Origin of the sequence: Vibrio bivalvicida, assembly GCF_001399455.2 — a bacterium.
Taxonomy (GTDB): Bacteria; Pseudomonadota; Gammaproteobacteria; order Enterobacterales; family Vibrionaceae; genus Vibrio; species Vibrio bivalvicida.
Genome location: NZ_LLEI02000091.1, coordinates 62,861 through 80,506, shown reverse-complemented (window position 1 = coordinate 80,506; position 17,646 = coordinate 62,861). Strand labels below are relative to the sequence as shown.

The 17,646-nt window shown below is 44.2% G+C and carries 17 protein-coding genes; 7 read left to right on the top strand and 10 right to left on the bottom strand.

All coding sequences use genetic code 11. The features are described 5' to 3' along the window. Positions 1 to 221: 221 nt before the first annotated feature. Positions 222 to 878, top strand: coding sequence for a 2OG-Fe dioxygenase family protein (locus APB76_RS21990; RefSeq protein WP_157633235.1), 657 nt, complete (start codon positions 222 to 224; stop codon positions 876 to 878). Continuing rightward, positions 862 to 2,097, top strand: coding sequence for a cysteine desulfurase-like protein (locus APB76_RS21985; RefSeq protein WP_054962560.1), 1,236 nt, complete (start codon positions 862 to 864; stop codon positions 2,095 to 2,097). The genes APB76_RS21990 and APB76_RS21985 overlap by 17 nt, the downstream gene beginning before the upstream one ends. A 47-nt stretch (positions 2,098 to 2,144) precedes the next feature. On the opposite strand, the gene APB76_RS21980 is transcribed toward APB76_RS21985, so the two are convergent. From APB76_RS21980 to APB76_RS21965, 4 genes are all read right to left on the bottom strand, one after another. Beyond that, positions 2,145 to 2,969 carry a DUF2797 domain-containing protein gene (locus tag APB76_RS21980; RefSeq protein ID WP_054962559.1) on the bottom strand — a complete coding sequence of 275 codons (825 nt, stop codon included), beginning with the start codon at positions 2,967 to 2,969 and terminating at the stop codon, positions 2,145 to 2,147. A gap of 112 nt (positions 2,970 to 3,081) precedes the next feature. Next, on the bottom strand, positions 3,082 to 3,840 hold the full coding sequence (locus APB76_RS21975) for a SanA/YdcF family protein (RefSeq protein ID WP_054962558.1): 759 nt from the start codon (positions 3,838 to 3,840) through the stop codon (positions 3,082 to 3,084). Next, complete coding sequence (locus APB76_RS21970; RefSeq protein ID WP_049845052.1) at positions 3,840 to 4,160, bottom strand: DUF3392 domain-containing protein; 321 nt, start codon at positions 4,158 to 4,160, stop codon at positions 3,840 to 3,842. Before APB76_RS21970 ends, APB76_RS21975 begins: the two co-directional genes overlap by 1 nt. A gap of 146 nt (positions 4,161 to 4,306) precedes the next feature. Further along, positions 4,307 to 5,995: an NAD-dependent malic enzyme gene (locus tag APB76_RS21965; RefSeq protein ID WP_054962557.1), complete on the bottom strand. Its 1,689-nt coding sequence runs from the start codon at positions 5,993 to 5,995 to the stop codon at positions 4,307 to 4,309. A 156-nt stretch (positions 5,996 to 6,151) separates the two neighbouring features. Here APB76_RS21965 and APB76_RS21960 point away from each other — a divergent pair, with 156 nt between their 5' ends. From APB76_RS21960 to APB76_RS21950, 3 genes are all read left to right on the top strand, one after another. Further along, positions 6,152 to 8,497 carry a helicase-related protein gene (locus tag APB76_RS21960; protein WP_054962556.1) on the top strand — a complete coding sequence of 782 codons (2,346 nt, stop codon included), beginning with the start codon at positions 6,152 to 6,154 and terminating at the stop codon, positions 8,495 to 8,497. Between the two features lie 218 nt (positions 8,498 to 8,715). Continuing rightward, complete coding sequence (locus APB76_RS21955) at positions 8,716 to 9,093, top strand: hypothetical protein (RefSeq protein ID WP_054962555.1); 378 nt, start codon at positions 8,716 to 8,718, stop codon at positions 9,091 to 9,093. Positions 9,094 to 9,387: 294 nt separating this feature from the next. After that, complete coding sequence (locus tag APB76_RS21950; protein ID WP_049845056.1) at positions 9,388 to 10,041, top strand: outer membrane beta-barrel protein; 654 nt, start codon at positions 9,388 to 9,390, stop codon at positions 10,039 to 10,041. Positions 10,042 to 10,098: 57 nt separating this feature from the next. Here APB76_RS21950 and APB76_RS21945 read toward each other — a convergent pair whose 3' ends face one another. From APB76_RS21945 to APB76_RS21935, 3 genes are all read right to left on the bottom strand, one after another. Further along, positions 10,099 to 11,289 carry an amino acid aminotransferase gene (locus APB76_RS21945; protein ID WP_054962554.1) on the bottom strand — a complete coding sequence of 397 codons (1,191 nt, stop codon included), beginning with the start codon at positions 11,287 to 11,289 and terminating at the stop codon, positions 10,099 to 10,101. A gap of 211 nt (positions 11,290 to 11,500) precedes the next feature. Continuing rightward, positions 11,501 to 12,991 (bottom strand): HD-GYP domain-containing protein, encoded by a 1,491-nt coding sequence (locus APB76_RS21940; protein WP_054962553.1) that lies wholly within the window; start codon positions 12,989 to 12,991, stop codon positions 11,501 to 11,503. A gap of 212 nt (positions 12,992 to 13,203) precedes the next feature. Then, the gene (locus APB76_RS21935; RefSeq protein WP_054962552.1) at positions 13,204 to 13,503 is read right to left on the bottom strand and encodes a hypothetical protein; all 300 of its coding nucleotides are present in this window, start codon (positions 13,501 to 13,503) and stop codon (positions 13,204 to 13,206) included. Positions 13,504 to 13,690: 187 nt separating this feature from the next. On the opposite strand from APB76_RS21935, the gene APB76_RS21930 reads away from it, so the two are divergent. Together APB76_RS21930 and APB76_RS21925 are read left to right on the top strand one after the other, a co-directional pair. Continuing rightward, complete coding sequence (locus tag APB76_RS21930; RefSeq protein ID WP_054962551.1) at positions 13,691 to 15,091, top strand: aminotransferase-like domain-containing protein; 1,401 nt, start codon at positions 13,691 to 13,693, stop codon at positions 15,089 to 15,091. A gap of 81 nt (positions 15,092 to 15,172) precedes the next feature. Next, positions 15,173 to 15,382: a hypothetical protein gene (locus tag APB76_RS21925; RefSeq protein WP_049845061.1), complete on the top strand. Its 210-nt coding sequence runs from the start codon at positions 15,173 to 15,175 to the stop codon at positions 15,380 to 15,382. 42 nt (positions 15,383 to 15,424) lie between these two features. On the opposite strand, the gene APB76_RS21920 is transcribed toward APB76_RS21925, so the two are convergent. The 3 genes from APB76_RS21920 to asnS all read right to left on the bottom strand — a co-directional run bounded on the left by APB76_RS21920 (position 15,425) and on the right by asnS (position 17,557). Beyond that, entirely contained in the window at positions 15,425 to 15,616 is a 192-nt protein-coding gene (locus tag APB76_RS21920) for a hypothetical protein (RefSeq protein WP_049845062.1), read from the bottom strand. A gap of 126 nt (positions 15,617 to 15,742) precedes the next feature. Then, positions 15,743 to 15,979, bottom strand: a complete 237-nt coding sequence (locus APB76_RS21915) for a hypothetical protein (RefSeq protein WP_054962550.1) — start codon at positions 15,977 to 15,979, stop codon at positions 15,743 to 15,745. Between the two features lie 177 nt (positions 15,980 to 16,156). Continuing rightward, the gene (asnS, locus tag APB76_RS21910; RefSeq protein WP_049845064.1) at positions 16,157 to 17,557 is read right to left on the bottom strand and encodes an asparagine--tRNA ligase; all 1,401 of its coding nucleotides are present in this window, start codon (positions 17,555 to 17,557) and stop codon (positions 16,157 to 16,159) included. Between the last annotated feature and the right edge of the window lie 89 nt (positions 17,558 to 17,646).

Here is a 17,646-nt window from a genome sequence, read left to right as displayed (position 1 = left end):
ATTGGCTCTAGTGAACTCATCTAGTTTTTGGACTCATGGCTTTTTAATTCTAGGTTTAATCACTGTAATTTGCCGACTGTCTGGGTGTATGCTCCAAAATATACAAAATGATGGATTGAAATGCTAAAAATTGTTGATCTGGCAATACAAGTGCGCAAATAATGAATGTGAATAAGATGTTAATCATATTGTAAGTATGTACATTCATTAAGGAGATGATGATGTTACATCAGCGCGAAACTACCCTACAGCTTACCAAGTTAAGTGATGCAGCGATTTCACAACTGGCCCCCTCGTTTACTCAACTGCCTCATACCGAGCATGCTGACGGCCAGTATCGTTTAAGGCGCTACTCCGTAGTGACATTTCAAGATGGCAACGTGGTCGATTTGAATAAGAGTGAATTCGTTCAAAGTGACGATATTAATCGCTTTCAGGGTAACGTGGTTCGCCAGTTTGAACCGATCGAAAAGCCGATAATGAATAGTGACGGTATGCGAGAAATGTGTCAGCTATTTGCGCATTCTAATCATCTCACTGATGGTCATGAGATCGAGATTCACCAAATTCGTATCTCGGCTGTTTACAACGAGACTCAGGTTGCGCCAGAAGGTGTTCACCAAGATGGATTTGAACATCTCGCAGTAGTAGGTATGGGTCGTCACAATATTGAAGGCGGCGATATTATGGTTTACAGCAGTTTCAATGAAGCCCCTTTCTTTCGCAAAGCATTGCATAGTGGTGAAGTCGCCATGCTAGCTGACGACAAACTTTGGCATAATGCTACACCAATTCGCTCGGTTATTGAGGGTGAAGCGGGGCATATGGATGTATTTGTGTTAACCGCAAAGGACAGCGTGAATGAGCTTCACTCCTAATTTAGCAAGAGCGCAGTTCAGTGCTCTTGGTCAAACACATAATGACTTGCCTGTTATCTTTTTAGATGGCCCGGGCGGCTCTCAAGTACCAAAGTCTGTACTTGAAGCGATGCAGGCTTATTTGGGGTTCTTTAACTCTAACTTGGGTGGTCATTACTTTTCGAGTCAGCAAACGACTGATTTAATGAAGCAAGCACGTGAGTATGCCCAAGCCTTGGTTAATGCAGAATCAAGCAGCAACATAGTGTTTGGCGCCAATATGACGTCGTTAACCTTTCAGTTAAGCCGTGCAATCAGCCGAGATTGGCAAGCCGGCGATGAAGTGATTGTTACTGCTCTCGACCATTACTCGAATGTCTCAAGCTGGCAACAAGCCGCAGAAGACAAAGGTGCGGTTGTTCATCAAGCGCGTGTTGATGAAAGTGACTGCGGTCTTGATATCGAACACTTACTTTCGCTGATCAATGATAAGACAGTGCTTGTTGCTTTGACCTATGCATCGAACACAACAGGCTCAATTGTTGACGTTAAACGCGTTGTCGAAGCCGCGCACAAAGTGGGGGCTAAGGTTTACGTAGACGCTGTTCACTATGCACCGCATCATTTAGTCGACGTGCAAGAGCTTGGCTGTGATTTCTTAGCATGCTCTGCGTATAAATTCTTTGGGCCACATGTAGGGATCGCCTACATCGCGCCGAAATGGCTACAAACTTTGAAGCCTTACAAAGTTGAACCTGCGACAAATGAAGGTCCGGGGCGTTTCGAAACGGGTACACAAAGCTTTGAAGGTTTAGCTGGCGTAATTGCCGCAGTGAAATATCTGTCGCAGTGGGGTAAAAGTAACGCGTCACTAAGGGAAAGATTAGTTGATTCATTTAAGCAGTTTAACCAACATGAATCAGCGATTAGCGAACGCTTTCTTAGCCGATTATCTGAACTCGAAGGAGTGAATCTGTTTGGTAAGTTGGAAGCTAACAGCGAGCTAAGAACGCCGACCTTCGCCTTAACTTTTGATCACCATTCTCCTGAGTTTATTGCTAAGAAGCTCGGAGAAAGAAATATCTGTGTTTGGAATGGACATTTCTATGCGCTTGGGTTGGTTCGCCAGCTTGATTTAGAAGCAAGTGGTGGTGTGGTACGAATTGGCTTTATGCATTACAACACACTAGAAGAAGTGGATATTCTGTTCGATGAGCTAAAGATTATTCTTGAACGATAACCTATTTAGACAAAGACCTCCTAAGTGGAGGTCTTTTTAGTTCACCGTTAAGCGCTGACTTCCACTTCATAAGAAGTGAACTTACGAATATTGATAACGCCGGTATCAAAGATCAGGTACTGACCTTTAATTCCTTGCAGAATACCCGTCACTTCTGGATTTTTGTCGAAGTTATGAGAAGTGATTTTTGTAGGGTGCTGCTCCACTGGGTAGCGGATTGCAGTGATATTCTCACTAAGGATCTCAATTGCATCCTCGCCAAACTGCTGTTTGATTTCAGCGATTTTTTCTTCAACTAAAGGCAAGAGTTCAGCAAATCTTTCTTCTAGAGCCATTGGCTCTCCATCACCTTTTAACAGGGTGCGCCAGTTAGTCTTATCCGCAATGTGTTTTGCCAGCTCAACCTCGATAAGGCCTGAAATATGACGAGTCTTCACTTTGAAAATCGGCAAGCCTTGAGTCGCACCTTGATCGATCCAGCGGGTCGGGATTTGAGTGTGGCGAGTGATGCCTACTTTCAAACTTGAGGTGTTTGATAAATAGACGAAATGGTCAACCATACAGTTTTCCTCTCCCCATTGTGGTTCGCGACAAGTCCCCTGATCGTAGTGACACGTTTCAGGCTTCATGATGCACATATCGCAACTGGCGAGCTTTTTCATACAAACAAAGCAGTGCCCCTGCGAATAGCTCTTCTTGGTTTTTTTGCCACAAGAACTACAGAAGATATTACCAGTATGAGTGAGCGTAATGCTCTTACCAATGAAAGGGGAGAGGTCAACTAATTCATCACCAACCGGAAGTCGATAATGAACCGTATTTTCGAGAGAGGCGCGCATTTTGCTTAGCGTACCTTTAGCTAATAAAGACATGACAGTGCTCTTATTCTAATGAGGGTTAACCCTCTTTGTTTTTAGGCCGTCATTGTAGCAGTTTTTACTGCGTCTCGGGCAATTCTGTGCCAGTGAAGAAATCAGGAGGTGACTAGTGTTCAGTCTGACTAACAGCGACAGGTTTTTCGACAAAACTCTGCTCAGTGTCTTGCTGTGGAAGTTGTTCAATTAAAATTGGTTCTTTAGGCCCAAGGAACTTTGGTTTTGCATTAGTGATGTAAATATCAAGCACAGCCTTGGCGCGTGCAAATACTTCTCTCATCCGTACTTGAAAACCAGAGTGTTTGGATGGTCCCGCGACCGCAAAGCACTTGGCATCAATGTTATGAGAATTAGCGATAAATATCGCACGTTCGCAATGGAATTGCTGCGAAATAATCAGAAAATCATTGGTATCAAAAATTTCTTTGGCTCTGACGACCGAATCTAGGGTACGAAACCCGGCATAATCTAAAAAAATGTTCTCTTCAGGCACTTCTGCTTTGAGGAGGTCACGTTTCATTGTCCAAGGCTCATTGTAAGAGCGATGTGCGTTATCTCCACTCAGAAGGAAGTTATCTACCTTGCCTTGCTGATAAAGTTCAATCGCCGCGTCGATGCGATTGGTGTAGTACTCATTGAGAATTTTTCCGAGATATTTACTGGTACCCAGAACGACAGCAACATCGAAAGATTCGATTTGTTCGGTGTCGGTAAAGAGCTGGTCTCTGGCTTGGTAAGAAACCCATCGATCGATAGCATATAAAGAAACAGTAAGGAGGACTAACACAAGCGGTAGCCATGCGAATACTCTTAGCACCAATCTTCGCCAAGTTTTTTTTGGGGTTTCGTGATGAAATAATCTACGCACTAAATTTGTCGGTTCCGCTGTGCCCATAAGCCAATTAACATAAAGCAAAACAATACGATGGAAAACATGATGCCAGCCTCAAGCCCGCGTAATGTCCGAGATAGGTAAGGTGTTGCTTTGACAATGATTAAGCCGTAACCAAACGCGTTAATCAAGACAAATGCGACAGTTCTGAGGGCAAAGTTGGTGTTTCTTAATAATTTCCTCAGTAAAGCGTTAATTTCACCGCCAGCCATAACCAAAATGCAGGCTATTAATGCAGTAGAAATCTCAGTTAGATAGGGGCGAAGGTATCCGCCTAAAAGGTTTAGGTAATCCATGAAAGTAAAGCAGTAGGTAACTGATTTGTGGAGAATAGCATGAAGTTATTTAGTTGGACATTTCAGATCGTAAAGGCGAGATATTGGTGGCAGGAATAAAAACCCAGCGCTTGCTGGGTTTTATTTGGTTGTTCAGAGCGTTTTTTTTAAAATGCGGTACGTTTGTATCGACGGTAGACGGGTTGCCAGAAAGAGCCATCAATAGCTTCTTCTAGTGCTTCGTCAGTGATCTCGAGTGCAACACCTTGTTCGATTGCTTTTTTAGCAACGGCGAAAGCAATTTTCTTCGATACTGAATGAATCGCTTCAAGCGGTGGCAGTAGCGCACCTTGACCATTTATAGCAAGTGGAGAACATGTCGCCAGAGCACGGCTCGATTCCATTAGCATTTCGTCGGTAACACGTTTTGCTTGAACAGCAAGAACGCCAAGCCCGATTCCTGGGAAGATGTAACTGTTATTACATTGTGCGATTGGGTAAGTCTTACCATCGAGTACCACAGGATCAAATGGACTACCGGTTGCAACGAGCGCTTCACCATTTGTCCAGCGAATAATGTCGTTAGGTGTTGCTTCTACACGACTGGTTGGATTCGACAGCGGGAAGACGATTGGGCGAGCGCAATGTTTGTGCATTTCTTTAATGACATCTTCACTAAACAGACCAGGTGCGCCAGAAACACCGACCAGTACGGTTGGCTTAGCATTTCGCATGACATCAAGTAGCGAGTAACCATTGCTTTCTGCTTCCCAGTCTGCGGTGTTTGAATGTTTTTGCACCAAACGCTGCTGGAAGTCGAGTAGGTTAGGCATACCTTCTTGCAGTAAACCCCAGCGGTCAACCATGAAGACTTGCGAACGCGCTTGCGCATCGCTAATACCTTCCGATACCATCTGCGCAATGATTGCCTCGGCGATACCGCAGCCAGCCGACCCAGCACCTAAGAAGGTGACACGCTGCTCTGAAAGTTTGTTTCCGGCAGCTTGACAAGCGGCAAGTAGTGAGCCAACAGTAACTGCCGCAGTACCTTGAATATCGTCGTTAAAGCAGCAGAAACGGTCTTTGTAGCGCTCTAGCAACGGCATTGCATTTTTCTGTGCGAAATCTTCGAACTGAATCAGTGCATCTGGCCAACGGCGTTGAACGGCTTGCATAAATTCTTCTAAGAATGCGTCGTATTCTGCGCCAGTAATGCGAGGATGGCGCCAGCCCATGTACATTGGGTCGGCAAGACGTTGTGGGTTGTTTGTGCCCACATCAAGTACGATAGGCAGAGTGTAAGCTGGGCTAATACCACCACACGCTGTGTAAAGAGCCAGCTTACCAATTGGAATACCCATACCCCCGATACCTTGGTCGCCAAGACCAAGAATACGTTCACCATCCGTCACTACGATAACCTTTACGTTATGGTTTGATGCGTTGTTTAAAATGTCATCAATTCGGTCACGGTTAGCATAAGAAACAAATAGACCACGGCCACGGCGGTAGATGTTCGAGAAGTTTTCACAGGCTGCGCCAACGGTTGGCGTGTAGATGATCGGCATCATCTCTGATATATGGTTCTGAACTAGGCGGTAGAAAAGGGTTTCGTTTGTGTCTTGGATATTGCGCAGGTAGATGTGCTTGTCCATGTCACTTTCAAAATTACAATATTGTTGGTAAGCACGTTCCACTTGTTCCTGAATTGTTTCAGTGTTTTCTGGTAGCAGACCTTCAAGGTTGAATGAGCTTCTTTCCTCTGCTGAGAAAGCACTGCCTTTGTTAAGAAGAGGAGTACTGAGAAGCGCAGGGCCTGCATATTGGATATATAGAGGGCGTTTATCGTTATTCATCACATGCCTTAGTAGGGTGTTAGGGTCAACAGACCTTTGAGAACAGGAACATAAAAATGATAGGGATTCGTTGTCGTATTGTAAACTGAATATTCCTGCAATCTGGCAAAGTTTGCGTATATAATTTCGTGCTTTAGCACTAGCCACGCGTAAATCATGACAAGCCTACCCATAGATCCTCTGAAAAGTGACTTTTTATCCCAGCTCTCAGCACACCATTTAATCGTTGAAGCCGAAACGGGTTCGGGAAAATCAACGCGTCTACCCATCTGGGCAGCAGAGCAAGGGCGTGTTCTCGTGATTGAGCCTAGGCGTATCGCGTGTACTTCCCTCGCGCAGTTCCTTTCCGATCAAAGTAAGACTCGATTAGGCGAGTCTGTCGGTTATGCGATCAAGCTTGAAAGCCGATTTGATGAAAACACTCAAGTGGTCTTTGTTACCCCTGGCGTTGCGTTGCGATGGTATTCTGAAAACGAATTAGAAGAGTTCGATACCGTCATTGTGGATGAATTTCACGAGCGACGTTGGGATACAGATTTGTTGGTGGCGTTGCTTAAGGGTAGCCTCCATCATAGATTGGTTGTAACGTCAGCAACGATCGAAGGTCAAAAGCTTGCGTCCTACATCGGTGCGAAACGTATGTATGCTGAAGGACGAAATTATCATGTATCGATCGGTTATCGTGCTGGCGACTCAAGGCAACTTCCCGATAGCAGAAATCTTGAAGAGAAAGTGAAGCAAGAGGTGATTGCACTACAGGATATGGAAGGTGATATCCTCGTGTTTTTACCCGGCAGGAAAGAGATCAGTCAATGTCAGAGTATGCTTTCTGGTATTGAGGGTATTGTCGCCGTCCCGCTTCATGCTTCTGTCACGGATGAGCAACGCGAAATCGCCCTCAATGTTCAATCCTACAAGAAGGTGGTATTAGCGACCAATGTTGCAGAAACTTCACTGACTATCCCAAATATTGTTGCCGTTATTGACTCGGGGCTCGAACGACGCACTGAGCAGCGTAATGGCAAAACCACATTGAGTTTGAAACATATCTCTCAAGCGAGCGCGAAACAGCGTAGTGGCAGGGCAGGACGTGTTATGGATGGCATTTGCATTCGCTTGTATGGTGAACATGCCGCATTGTCGGAAGTAACGCCACCTGAGATGCATCGAGAGTCGCTCACCGAACCGATGTTGGCATCAGCGAGCTGCGATAGTGCACTTACACAGCTTGAGTTTTTAGAACCGTTGCCAGAACGTTCATTGAATCACGCTACTGATATTCTGACTGCAATGGGGGCTATTGATGCGTTTGGACTTGCTACTGAACACGGCAAGCGCATCTATCCGCTACCTATTGACGCACTATACGCTGATCTTGTTACAAGAATGCCTTCAAAACCACTTCAAGAAGCCATGGTCGATCTTACGTCAGCACTGTCAACACCGGCTAATTTGTATCGTCTGTCAGGTAACGAAGAAGCGCGAGAAAAGCTAGAAAAAGAAGAACCACTAGGGTGCGACGCTCAGCTTGTGATTGGGTTATTACGAGGAGAGCATTTTTCCGCTGTGAATACTGATTGGGATGCAGTAACAGAAGCTCGGGCGTTATCTTCACAAATGCGAGAAGCGTTTGAATTGCCACAGCTAAGTGTAGCTTCACGCTATTCTCACCAATCGTTGACCGAAGCGATTACCCGTTTGCACCCAGAGCTGGTATTCGTGCGCAGATTAAAACGCCGCGAGGCGATGGGCAACGGTGAAATGGAGGTGGTGCTAGGCAGAGAAAGCCGATTTCCTAACAGAAATGAAGCAGGCTTAGTCCTTGATACTCACAGCTTGCCGGGGAGGGGGGTAAAGCAAACGCTTAACTTGGCGACTTTCACTATGCCTGTTGAGCTAAAAAACCTACATGATATGGGGCTAGGTGATTGGCAGCAAGGTGAAGTAACCACCGTTGATGAACAGCCTGTGGTTGAGATGAACTTGATCTATGCAGGAAGAGTGATAGCGACTCGCCATGAAATAGCCAAAGGCGAGCTTGCGATTAAACCCATGCTTGAGGCTGTGAAAAATAACCAGTTATTACCGGGTTTTGCTGACATTCGCCACAAGCAAATAGAACATTGGAAACTGTATCTTGCATTAGGAAAGGCTGAATCGGTTGAAGATGTAGATAGCCTGTGTTTTGAAAGCTGGTTTACGCAGCAGCTTTCATTACTTGAATTGACCGATATCTCGGAACTGGAGCTGTTTAGCGAAGACGATTTCCATTTTGAAGGTATCCCTTATTGGGAATATGATGACTTTGCCGCCGCATACCCCTTCACATTAGCCTTGGGGGATCTTAATCTCGATGTCGAATACCAAGTAAAGAAAAAACTGATCTACGTCGTACATCGTGACGGACTTCGTAAAGGCTATCCAAAGCGTTGGGAGCTGCCAAGTTGGAAAGGATGGAGAATACAATACAAAAAAGCTAGCAAAATCGTTGATATAAAATAGCATTCAAGAAACAAGATATTATTTGGTACCCAAAATATTAAGCAACAGGTTCCTTATATCACTTTCTTGTACACATATTGTTACCGCATTGGTTTTTATATAGCTTTTTAAAACAGAATTAGGGCATAACAGACCATTGTTTTATATCCTATTGCTATAACCAGCATGATCTAGGATATTGAGAACACTGTGTTGCCGACATTACGGGGGATGATGATATGGAACATCGAGGCAAGACAAGTGTTGTGTTCGACTATACTTCTTTTCTCGGCGCTTCTTGCAATAAGAAATGGACGTTCTTGGAAGCCATGAGCACGTTTGCTCCTATCTTTAGCCTTGCATGGAAGGATACGATAAAAGAGACGCTATCGGTTGAAGACCGCTTGTGGGATCAGGCTATGAAGTCGCTTTCGGCAAATCGTAGTGACGAATCCAATATTCTTACTTTACTTCAGTTGGCAAAAATTGAAGGCGTAGAAGAGCTTAAGATTGTGATGCCTTACGAACTGGAGATTGATCTACTGGAGCGGGTTAAAGCCAAATCGAAGGCAGAGATACAAACCTTGTCTCAAGACGAGCTTATTATCAAGTTTTAGCACGAAGTTGATGCGTAATTGCGAAACATCTAGTGATCTAAATACTTTGCTAAGAAAGAGATCTCATTTGAGATCTTTTTCGCTATCTGAGTAATAGAGTTAGTGCAAGATCATAATTCTCACAATTTATTCAGTAACTTGGCGGTTACTTGTTCTATATTTTCTAATCAATATAACGAATATATCCAGCATCTGTCGCGGATTCTGGTTTGGGAAAATTGGCAGTTAATCTTGTCCATCCAAGGAAAGTTTGCCGCCGTTAATTTGTGCAGTATATGGACTCAAGAGGTCATAATGGAATTGAAGTACCGTTGGATATTAGCCCCTTTACTCTTTGCTAGCTCGGTGCATGCAGCAGAACCTAATAAAATAAACCACCTAAACTATGATCTCCTTTATGCAGACTTAAGTTCTGGGTCGTTGAATGAAAATTTGGGTACAAACAATAATGCAACCGCTTTAGCTGTCGGTGGCAACTATGTTTGGACTGACAATATTTTATTCACTTTAGATTATACCGCGCGATTTATTCACCCTGACGATGTTACCACTGAGTTATATACCTTGTTGCCGGGCGTTGCTTATCGCTATCCGTTGATGGAAAAGTTAGATGTAATCGCTACAGCTAAAGTCGGCTATTTGTGGGCAAAGCAGACTCTCGATAAAACCGAAGAAAAATTGTTTAGTGATAGTAAACCTTCGATTGGTGCGAGTTTAGAACTTAAGTATGCGCTGAGTGAGAAGTGGGAGTTAGCAAGTCGAGGCGAATTTAACTACACTGACTTACTCGAAGAAGCTGTGTTCAATGTAAGAGCCGATTATCAGTTTGCAGAGCGCTTTACGGTTGGTTTTTTCTACACTCATCGCAACGGTGATTTTGAAACGGCTAAAATCAAAGGCAATGCTACTACCAATGAAGGTGGAATTTCTCTTAGGTATTTGTTCTAGAAGAGAAAACAATAAAAGCCAGCAAAAGCTGGCTTTTTAGTTTTAGGTATGTAGCAATTATAGAACTGCCGCAATACCTTTACATAAAGGTAGCATGTTTGAACGAGTCATGCCTGCAACGCTGATGCGGCCAGAACCCACGATGTAGATCGCGAACTCTTCTTTAAGGCGTTTAACTTGCTCTTTAGAAAGACCAGAGAATGAGAACATGCCGTTTTGACGTTCAATGAAACTAAAGTCAGCATCCACACCTTGCTCTTTAAGCGTGGTAACAAACAGCTCACGCATGTCTTGAATGCGGTCACGCATCTCTTTCACTTCTGCTTCCCACTCTGCGCGAAGGTCTTTGTTGTTAAGGATGTGTGTGACTACAGCGCTACCGTGTGCTGGTGGGTTTGAATAGATCGAACGAATAATCGCTTTTACTTGTGAGAATGCTGTTGTTGCCACTTCTTGTGACTCTGCAACGAGAGTGAAGGCGCCAACGCGCTCATTGTACAAGCCAAAGTTTTTAGAGAATGAACTAGCGACTAAAATCTCTTTGTTGTACTTAGCAAAGATACGCAGGCCCGCAGCATCTTCTTCAACGCCTTTTGCGAAACCTTGGTAGGCAAAGTCAAACAGCGGAAGAAGTTTTTTGTCCGCGACAAGCTTAGCCAGAGTTTCCCATTCGGCAGAGGTAGGGTCGATGCCTGTTGGGTTGTGGCAGCAGCCGTGAAGAAGCACGATATCACCTTCAGTCGCTTTTTCTAAATCAGCGACCATAGATGCGAAGTCTTTGTCCTTTGATTCAGCATCGTAGTAGCTGTATTGAGCTGTTTGTATACCCGCAGCAGCAAATACACCATTATGGTTTGCCCAAGTAGGGTTGCTGATCCAGATTTTTGCGTCACCAAGTTGGCGTTTAATAAATTCACCAGCTACACGGAGAGCTCCTGTACCGCCAGGTGCTTGAGCGGTTTTAGCTCGCTTGTTAACAACGATTTCCGCATCATTTCCGAAAAGAAGTTTTTGAACCGCTAGTGCATATTCAGCGGTCCCTTCGATAGTTAGGTAAGACTTGGTCTTCTCTGTTTCAATGAGTGCCGCTTCAGCCTTCTTAACTGTGGCTAAAACAGGGGTTTCACCTTGCTCATTTTTGTAGATACCCACGCCAAGGTTAATCTTCTCTGCGCGAGTGTCTTTTTTGAATTCTTCAGTAAGGCCAAGAATAGGGTCTGCGGGTGCAGCAACTACTTTTTCAAACATAATCTTCATCCATGTTTATCGAAGGGATAGGTAACTCACTCTTTTATACCTTTCTACGCAGAGTGAGACAACAGCGAAAGTGAAGAAAATTTAAAAAAGAGTCGCGATTAGGAGTGGTTTCTATTCAAACCAAGTTTTCTATATGAAAAGTCCCTTCATTTATACCGTAAAGGGACGTTAAATGAGTGAAAATGGATGAGGGTATAGAGATTTAAGCGTGCATCATTTGCTCTAGCTCATTCTCTTTGGCTTCAAGCTGACGGTACTTGTCGGCGATTGCGACGAACTCATCTTCAATCGCTATGAATGCTTCGATGATTTGTGGGTCAAAGTGATTGCCGTTCCCTTCAAGAATGATCGACTTTGCCTTCTCGTGGCTAAAGGCCTTTTTGTATACGCGCTCTGAAATAAGTGCGTCATAAACATCGGCTAGCGCCATTAATCGTCCTGAAATAGGTATTTCTTCCTCTTTCAGCCCATTGGGGTAGCCGCTACCGTTCCACTTTTCATGGTGGGTAAGAGAGATCTCTTTCGCCAGTTGTAAGAATGAGTTACTACCGAGTTGACCTTCAGCCATTGATAGCGCCTTGGCTCCAATCTCAGGGTGACGCTTCATTATTTCAAATTCTTCATCTGTCAGTTTCCCTGGCTTAAGTAAAATGTTGTCAGGAATGCCGACTTTTCCTACGTCGTGAAGGGGAGCGGACTTATAGAGCAATTCAATATAGTTTTCAGTAAGCAGAGTTTTATGTTGTTCAAATTGAGAGAGGTGTTTCGCCAGTGCGCGCACGTATTCTTGGGTTCGTAGAATATGGGCGCCAGTTTCATTGTCACGTGACTCTGCAAGAGCGGACAAACTGACAATAGCGACGTCTCGGGTTGTTTTCACTTCGTCTTGGCTAGACTCTAGGCTATCAAGCATTTGGTTTGTTAATGAGGCCATTGACCCTAGCTCATTGTGTTCAAAAATAGGAACGCGTTTGGATGTATTGCCGTTAGCGACCTCTATCAACGAACATTCTTGTGCGTTTAAGACGCGGCGCATTAGCTTGCTCCACTGAAGCATGATTGCAATGATGTAAGCACCAAGTACACCTGATATGTAAACAAATTCTTTGATTACACTGATTTTTCCTGTGCCATCTAAAAGTCGATCAGGGTTGTGCTCAAGCCAAAAAATGTCTTTTATGGCGACCATGGCCAGCATAGTCGTCAAAGTGATTAGAAGCAGGCTGATGAGGAGAATCATCTGTTTGACCATCGATTGTCGTTCACCGCTAAGCTCAAATTTGAAACGTTCAGCATTAGTTGGGCTGTCAAAGCTTTGAATCTTTGAATCTAGTTGAAGTAGTAAGCCAGTAAAGAAGCCAAATAAACTCATACCAAACAAAACTTTTAGGTTGCTGTCGAGAGGGAATTCATAATAGACGTTATAGAAGGTGGCAAGAACAAAACTACCAAAAAACATCAAGGTGGTATCGAGTTGAGCCTGTTTTTGCTCTTGAACCAGAGTGTGCTGTTGAAGGAGAAAATGGCGAAAGAGGAAGACTGTTCCAAACGTCACCGCAACATGTGTAAACAACTCTGTCGATGTTAATGTTTCTAACATCGGACAGACTCGCCCCCCATAGAGACCGAAAACTACTGCGGCCAGTGAGTATAGCTTTAGAGTCAAAGATGCGTTGTAATGAGAGTTAACCATGTCAAAGCCTTTATATCATTATCAATATGGCGAAAACTCGCCTATAGACAAATACCATCATCTAGTAAGTGATTCGCCTACCTAATAAAAGACCGAGCATTCTATCGATTAGTTTCGCTTATTGATACGTTTTTGCAACTTTAGTACTAGGTGTAGGATGAGAGTTGGTATGAAGAAAACACGCACCCTAATATCGGGTGCGCGAGTGAAGATTACTTTTTAAGGTTGATTTGAGATTCGATAGCGTTCGTTTCTATCTCAGGGTTTTTCCCCAGTTTTTCCGCTGCCCACTGGTTTACGTGAGACAAAATCGCTTTGATGGCGTGCTGTTCCGTTGGCTTCTCGCCTTTTGTCAACTCTATATCTTGTTTGGGGTGTGTACCTGTTGCATCTTCAGCGATGTGCAGCCAATCCGGATGCCAGTAGTAAGGCTGCCCACTTGGTGCTGTCCAACTATGTACACCATTGCTTTCGCCTTTGTACTCGATATGTGACGAATCATATTTTTTCATTATTATCATCCCTTATGTAAGGTTGTTTGGATCACTAATACCTGATAAATGTAACAGAGTTTGTGATATTTAATGTGATTCAACTCGATAAATATGATTCGCAAAAAACAAAGCCATTTTGTGGGATGCTCGTAAGGCCATGTTTTTTTTGACTATGGTATCTTTGCGACATGAATATGAGGGATCTATGAATCGCTACCAACAATTAGCAGAAAAGCTTAAACAGCAGATCAAAGACAATACCTGGCGTGCAGGGGAAAAGATCCCTTCGTTACGTGCGGCGAGTCAGAGCTTTTCGGTAAGTTCAGCAACCGTGCTACAAGCCTATCAGTTATTGGAGTCACAAGGCTGGATTAAAGCCAAACCTCAATCAGGCTATTTTGTTACCTCGACTATAGAGAACAGCGCGATGGGTAGTGTCCGACCTGCCGTGAGAAGTGAGTACAACGATGAGCTTTACGAGTTCCTAAAGAGTAATAACCAAGCGTCTGTGGCTTTTGGCTCTGCGTTTCCCGATCCGAGTTTATTTCCTTTGCAAGCGCTTAATCGCCACCTTGCCAGTGCAGGAAGGAAAACGCCAGTTGAGAGTGTTATCCGGAATTTGCCTCCGGGAAATGAAACCCTTAGAAGGATGATTGCTCAGCGCTATATCATGCAGGGTGTGGCGGTGTCTCACGAAGACATTGTGTTAACTTCTGGTGCGATGGAAGCCCTAAACCTGAGTTTACAAGTGGTGTGCGAGCCCGGAGATACCGTTGTTATTGAAACGCCGACGTTTTACGGTGCACTTCAAGCTGTCGAGCGTCTAAAGCTCAATGTTGTGCAGGTACCAGTAAATCCAGCGACAGGGGTTGATTTATCGCGTCTTGAGCAAGCTTTTAGCCAGCATGACGTTAAAGCATGTTGGTTGATGGCAAGTTTCCAAAATCCAACTGGCGCATCCCTAAATGATGCATGCAAGCGTTCGGTTGTTGAGTTAGCAAATCAGTATGATGTCTATGTTATAGAAGATGATGTCTATGCCGAGCTACACCTTGAAGATCGCAAACCCTACCCACTCAAATATTGGGATGAGCGAGACAGAGTATTGCTCTGTAGTTCGTTGTCTAAGTCTTTATGTCCAGGTTATAGAATAGGGTGGGTGGTAAACCGCACGCTAAGCGACAAGTTGCAAAAACAGCAACTGACTTCCACGTTAGCAACAAGCTCACCGATCCAGCAGGGCGTGGCTCATTATCTGCAATATGAAAGTTACGACAACCATCTTCGTAAACTCCGCAAACATCTAAGTAGGCGGCAAATTGACTACCTGGATGCTATAGAGCAGTGTTTTCCTAAAACAATAACTGTGCGAAGGCCTAGGGGCGGGTATTTCCTTTGGCTTGAATTAGATAAAGTAATAGATACCTACTTTATCTATCAGAAATTGAAAAAGTCAGATATCTCAATTGCTTATGGAAACTTGTTTGCAGCCGACAACCAGTTCCAAAACTACCTACGTATCAATATTTCTTTCGAACTCACCGATACGGTGAGAAACGCACTCAAAGAAATAGCACAGTTAGTTGCTAAGCCACCAAACTGCTAGGGCATTTTTGTGACAAACTGTACCGCTATACGCTAGGAAAACTGTGTTGAAATAACTCCACTGCTATCGCGAGGGGGAGTTATGGAAAAACGAAGTTATAAACATGAGTACCGTTTGGTGTTTGTTGCTATCATTTGTGCGGCTTTGTTGGTGTTTGGGCATCTAATTCTGGCAAAGTCTTTCGCTACATTGGCATGGACTGAATACACGGCAGCTGCAATACCATTTGTGATGTTTGCCATCTGTCTATTTGGTATCCGTTACGCTGCTAAAACTAATAGCATAGAGTGAATTGTTAAAGGGCTAACCCAATGGTTAGCCCTTTTGCAACTACTAGTCTCTTATACTGTCGGGATGTGTAACCGATGGGTCAGCATCACTAGGATAGACCCCCATTAAGTCCTCGGCATTTTGTAGCCAGTCTGGGTGCCAGTAGTAGGGTTGGCTTCCTGAAGGATGATCCCAATCCATCGCGTGTTCATGCCTTCCGTCATAAGACAGATCATCTAGTCTGAATACTCTCATAACAAACTTCCTCACTGTGATCTTACTGCGTCACATTATCAATTATGATTGAAAATAAGAAAGTTTGCGTATAGTGCAGCGACAAAACATACGTGAACAAAGCGCCTACGTGCAAACCGAGATCGGCTATTTATGATTATCGTTAAGGTGATCTATGATGGCTTGCTTGGCATGTTGCTCACTAGCTATCTCGCCTTGAGCGATATCAAGTGATTGTCTGCCATGCATTCCAGTAATATCTTCAGCAATATGCAGCCAATCAGGATGCCAGTAATAAGGCTGATTGCCTTGAGGGTGATCCCAACTATGCACACCTTCATGAACACCGTTGTATGACAGATCCTCTATTTTGAATAGTTTCATAGCGATACTCCTGCGCAATGGAAGATACTTTGACATTAGCTCGAAGTAATGAGTTTTTCTAATCTTAATGAAGCGATGTTGTGATTAGGTAGCATTCACTTATGGAGAGCTTTCTTTACACTAAACATACAAAAAAGCCTCCGAATATCGGAGGCCTTTATTATGCTAGACTTCGAATTAGAAGTTTGCAGAACGTGGTGTACGTGGGAATGGGATAACGTCACGAACGTTGCCCATACCAGTTACGTAAGATACTAGGCGCTCGAAGCCAAGACCGAAGCCTGCATGAGGCACAGTGCCGTATTTACGTAGGTCGCGGTACCAGTTCATGTGCTCAGGGTCGATACCTACTTCGCGCATACGCTCGTCTAGGATGTCTAAACGCTCTTCACGCTGAGAACCTCCGATTATTTCGCCGATACCTGGTGCTAGTACGTCCATCGCCGCTACAGTCTTACCGTCATCGTTCGCACGCATGTAGAATGCTTTGATGTCTTTAGGGTAGTTTTTAACGATTACAGGCGCTTTGAAGTGTTCTTCCGCTAGGAAACGCTCGTGTTCAGAAGACATATCGATACCCCATTCAACTGGGAATTCGAACTCACGACCAGAATCCAGAAGAATTTGGATTGCGTCAGTGTAGTCTACTTGTGCAAAGTCAGAAGAAACGAACTGCTCTAGGCGAGTAATTGCTTCTTTATCGATACGTTGAGCGAAGAACTCAAGGTCGTCACGACACTCTTCTAGTACTGCTTTGAAAACAAACTTAAGCATGTCTTCTGAAAGCTTAGCGATATCTTCTAGATCCGCGAAAGCAACTTCAGGCTCAACCATCCAGAACTCAGCTAGGTGGCGGCTTGTGTTTGAGTTTTCAGCACGGAACGTAGGACCGAACGTGTAAACTTTACTTAGTGCACAAGCGTAAGCTTCACCGTTTAGCTGACCAGATACCGTTAGGAACGTCTCTTTACCGAAGAAATCTTCGTTGTAATCAACATCGCCTTTTTCTGTGCGAGGCAGGTTTTCCATGTCTAACGTAGAAACGCGGAACATTTCACCAGCACCTTCAGCATCAGAAGCTGTGATCAGCGGCGCAGATACCCAGAAGTAACCTTGTTCATGGTAGAAGCGGTGAATCGCTTGAGATAGGCAGTTGCGAACACGCGCTACTGCACCGATTACGTTTGTACGTGGGCGCAGGTGTGCGACTTCACGTAAGTATTCGATCGAGTGGCGAGTTTTAGCCATTGGGTATGTTTCTGCGTCTTCAACCCAACCAACTACTTTAACGTTAGTTGCAGCAAGCTCGAAGTCTTGACCTTTCGCAGGAGACTCAACAATCTTACCCGTTACTTCAACAGAGCAGCCAGTCGTTAGCTTTAATACTTCGTCTTCGTAATTATTAAGATTATTAGGGACCACGGCCTGAATCGGGTCGAAACAAGAGCCGTCGTAAATGGCAAGGAAAGAGATTCCAGCTTTGGAATCACGACGTGAACGGATCCAGCCACGAACAGTTACTTCACTGTCTACTGCTAGCTGACCTTTCAAAACGTCTGATACAGGCGCGTAAGTCATGTTTTAAATATTCTCCATTGAGGTAAAAATTCAACCCAATGTTGAGATACTCACCGAATAAATAATGAGCAAACATTGGGTTGGATAGA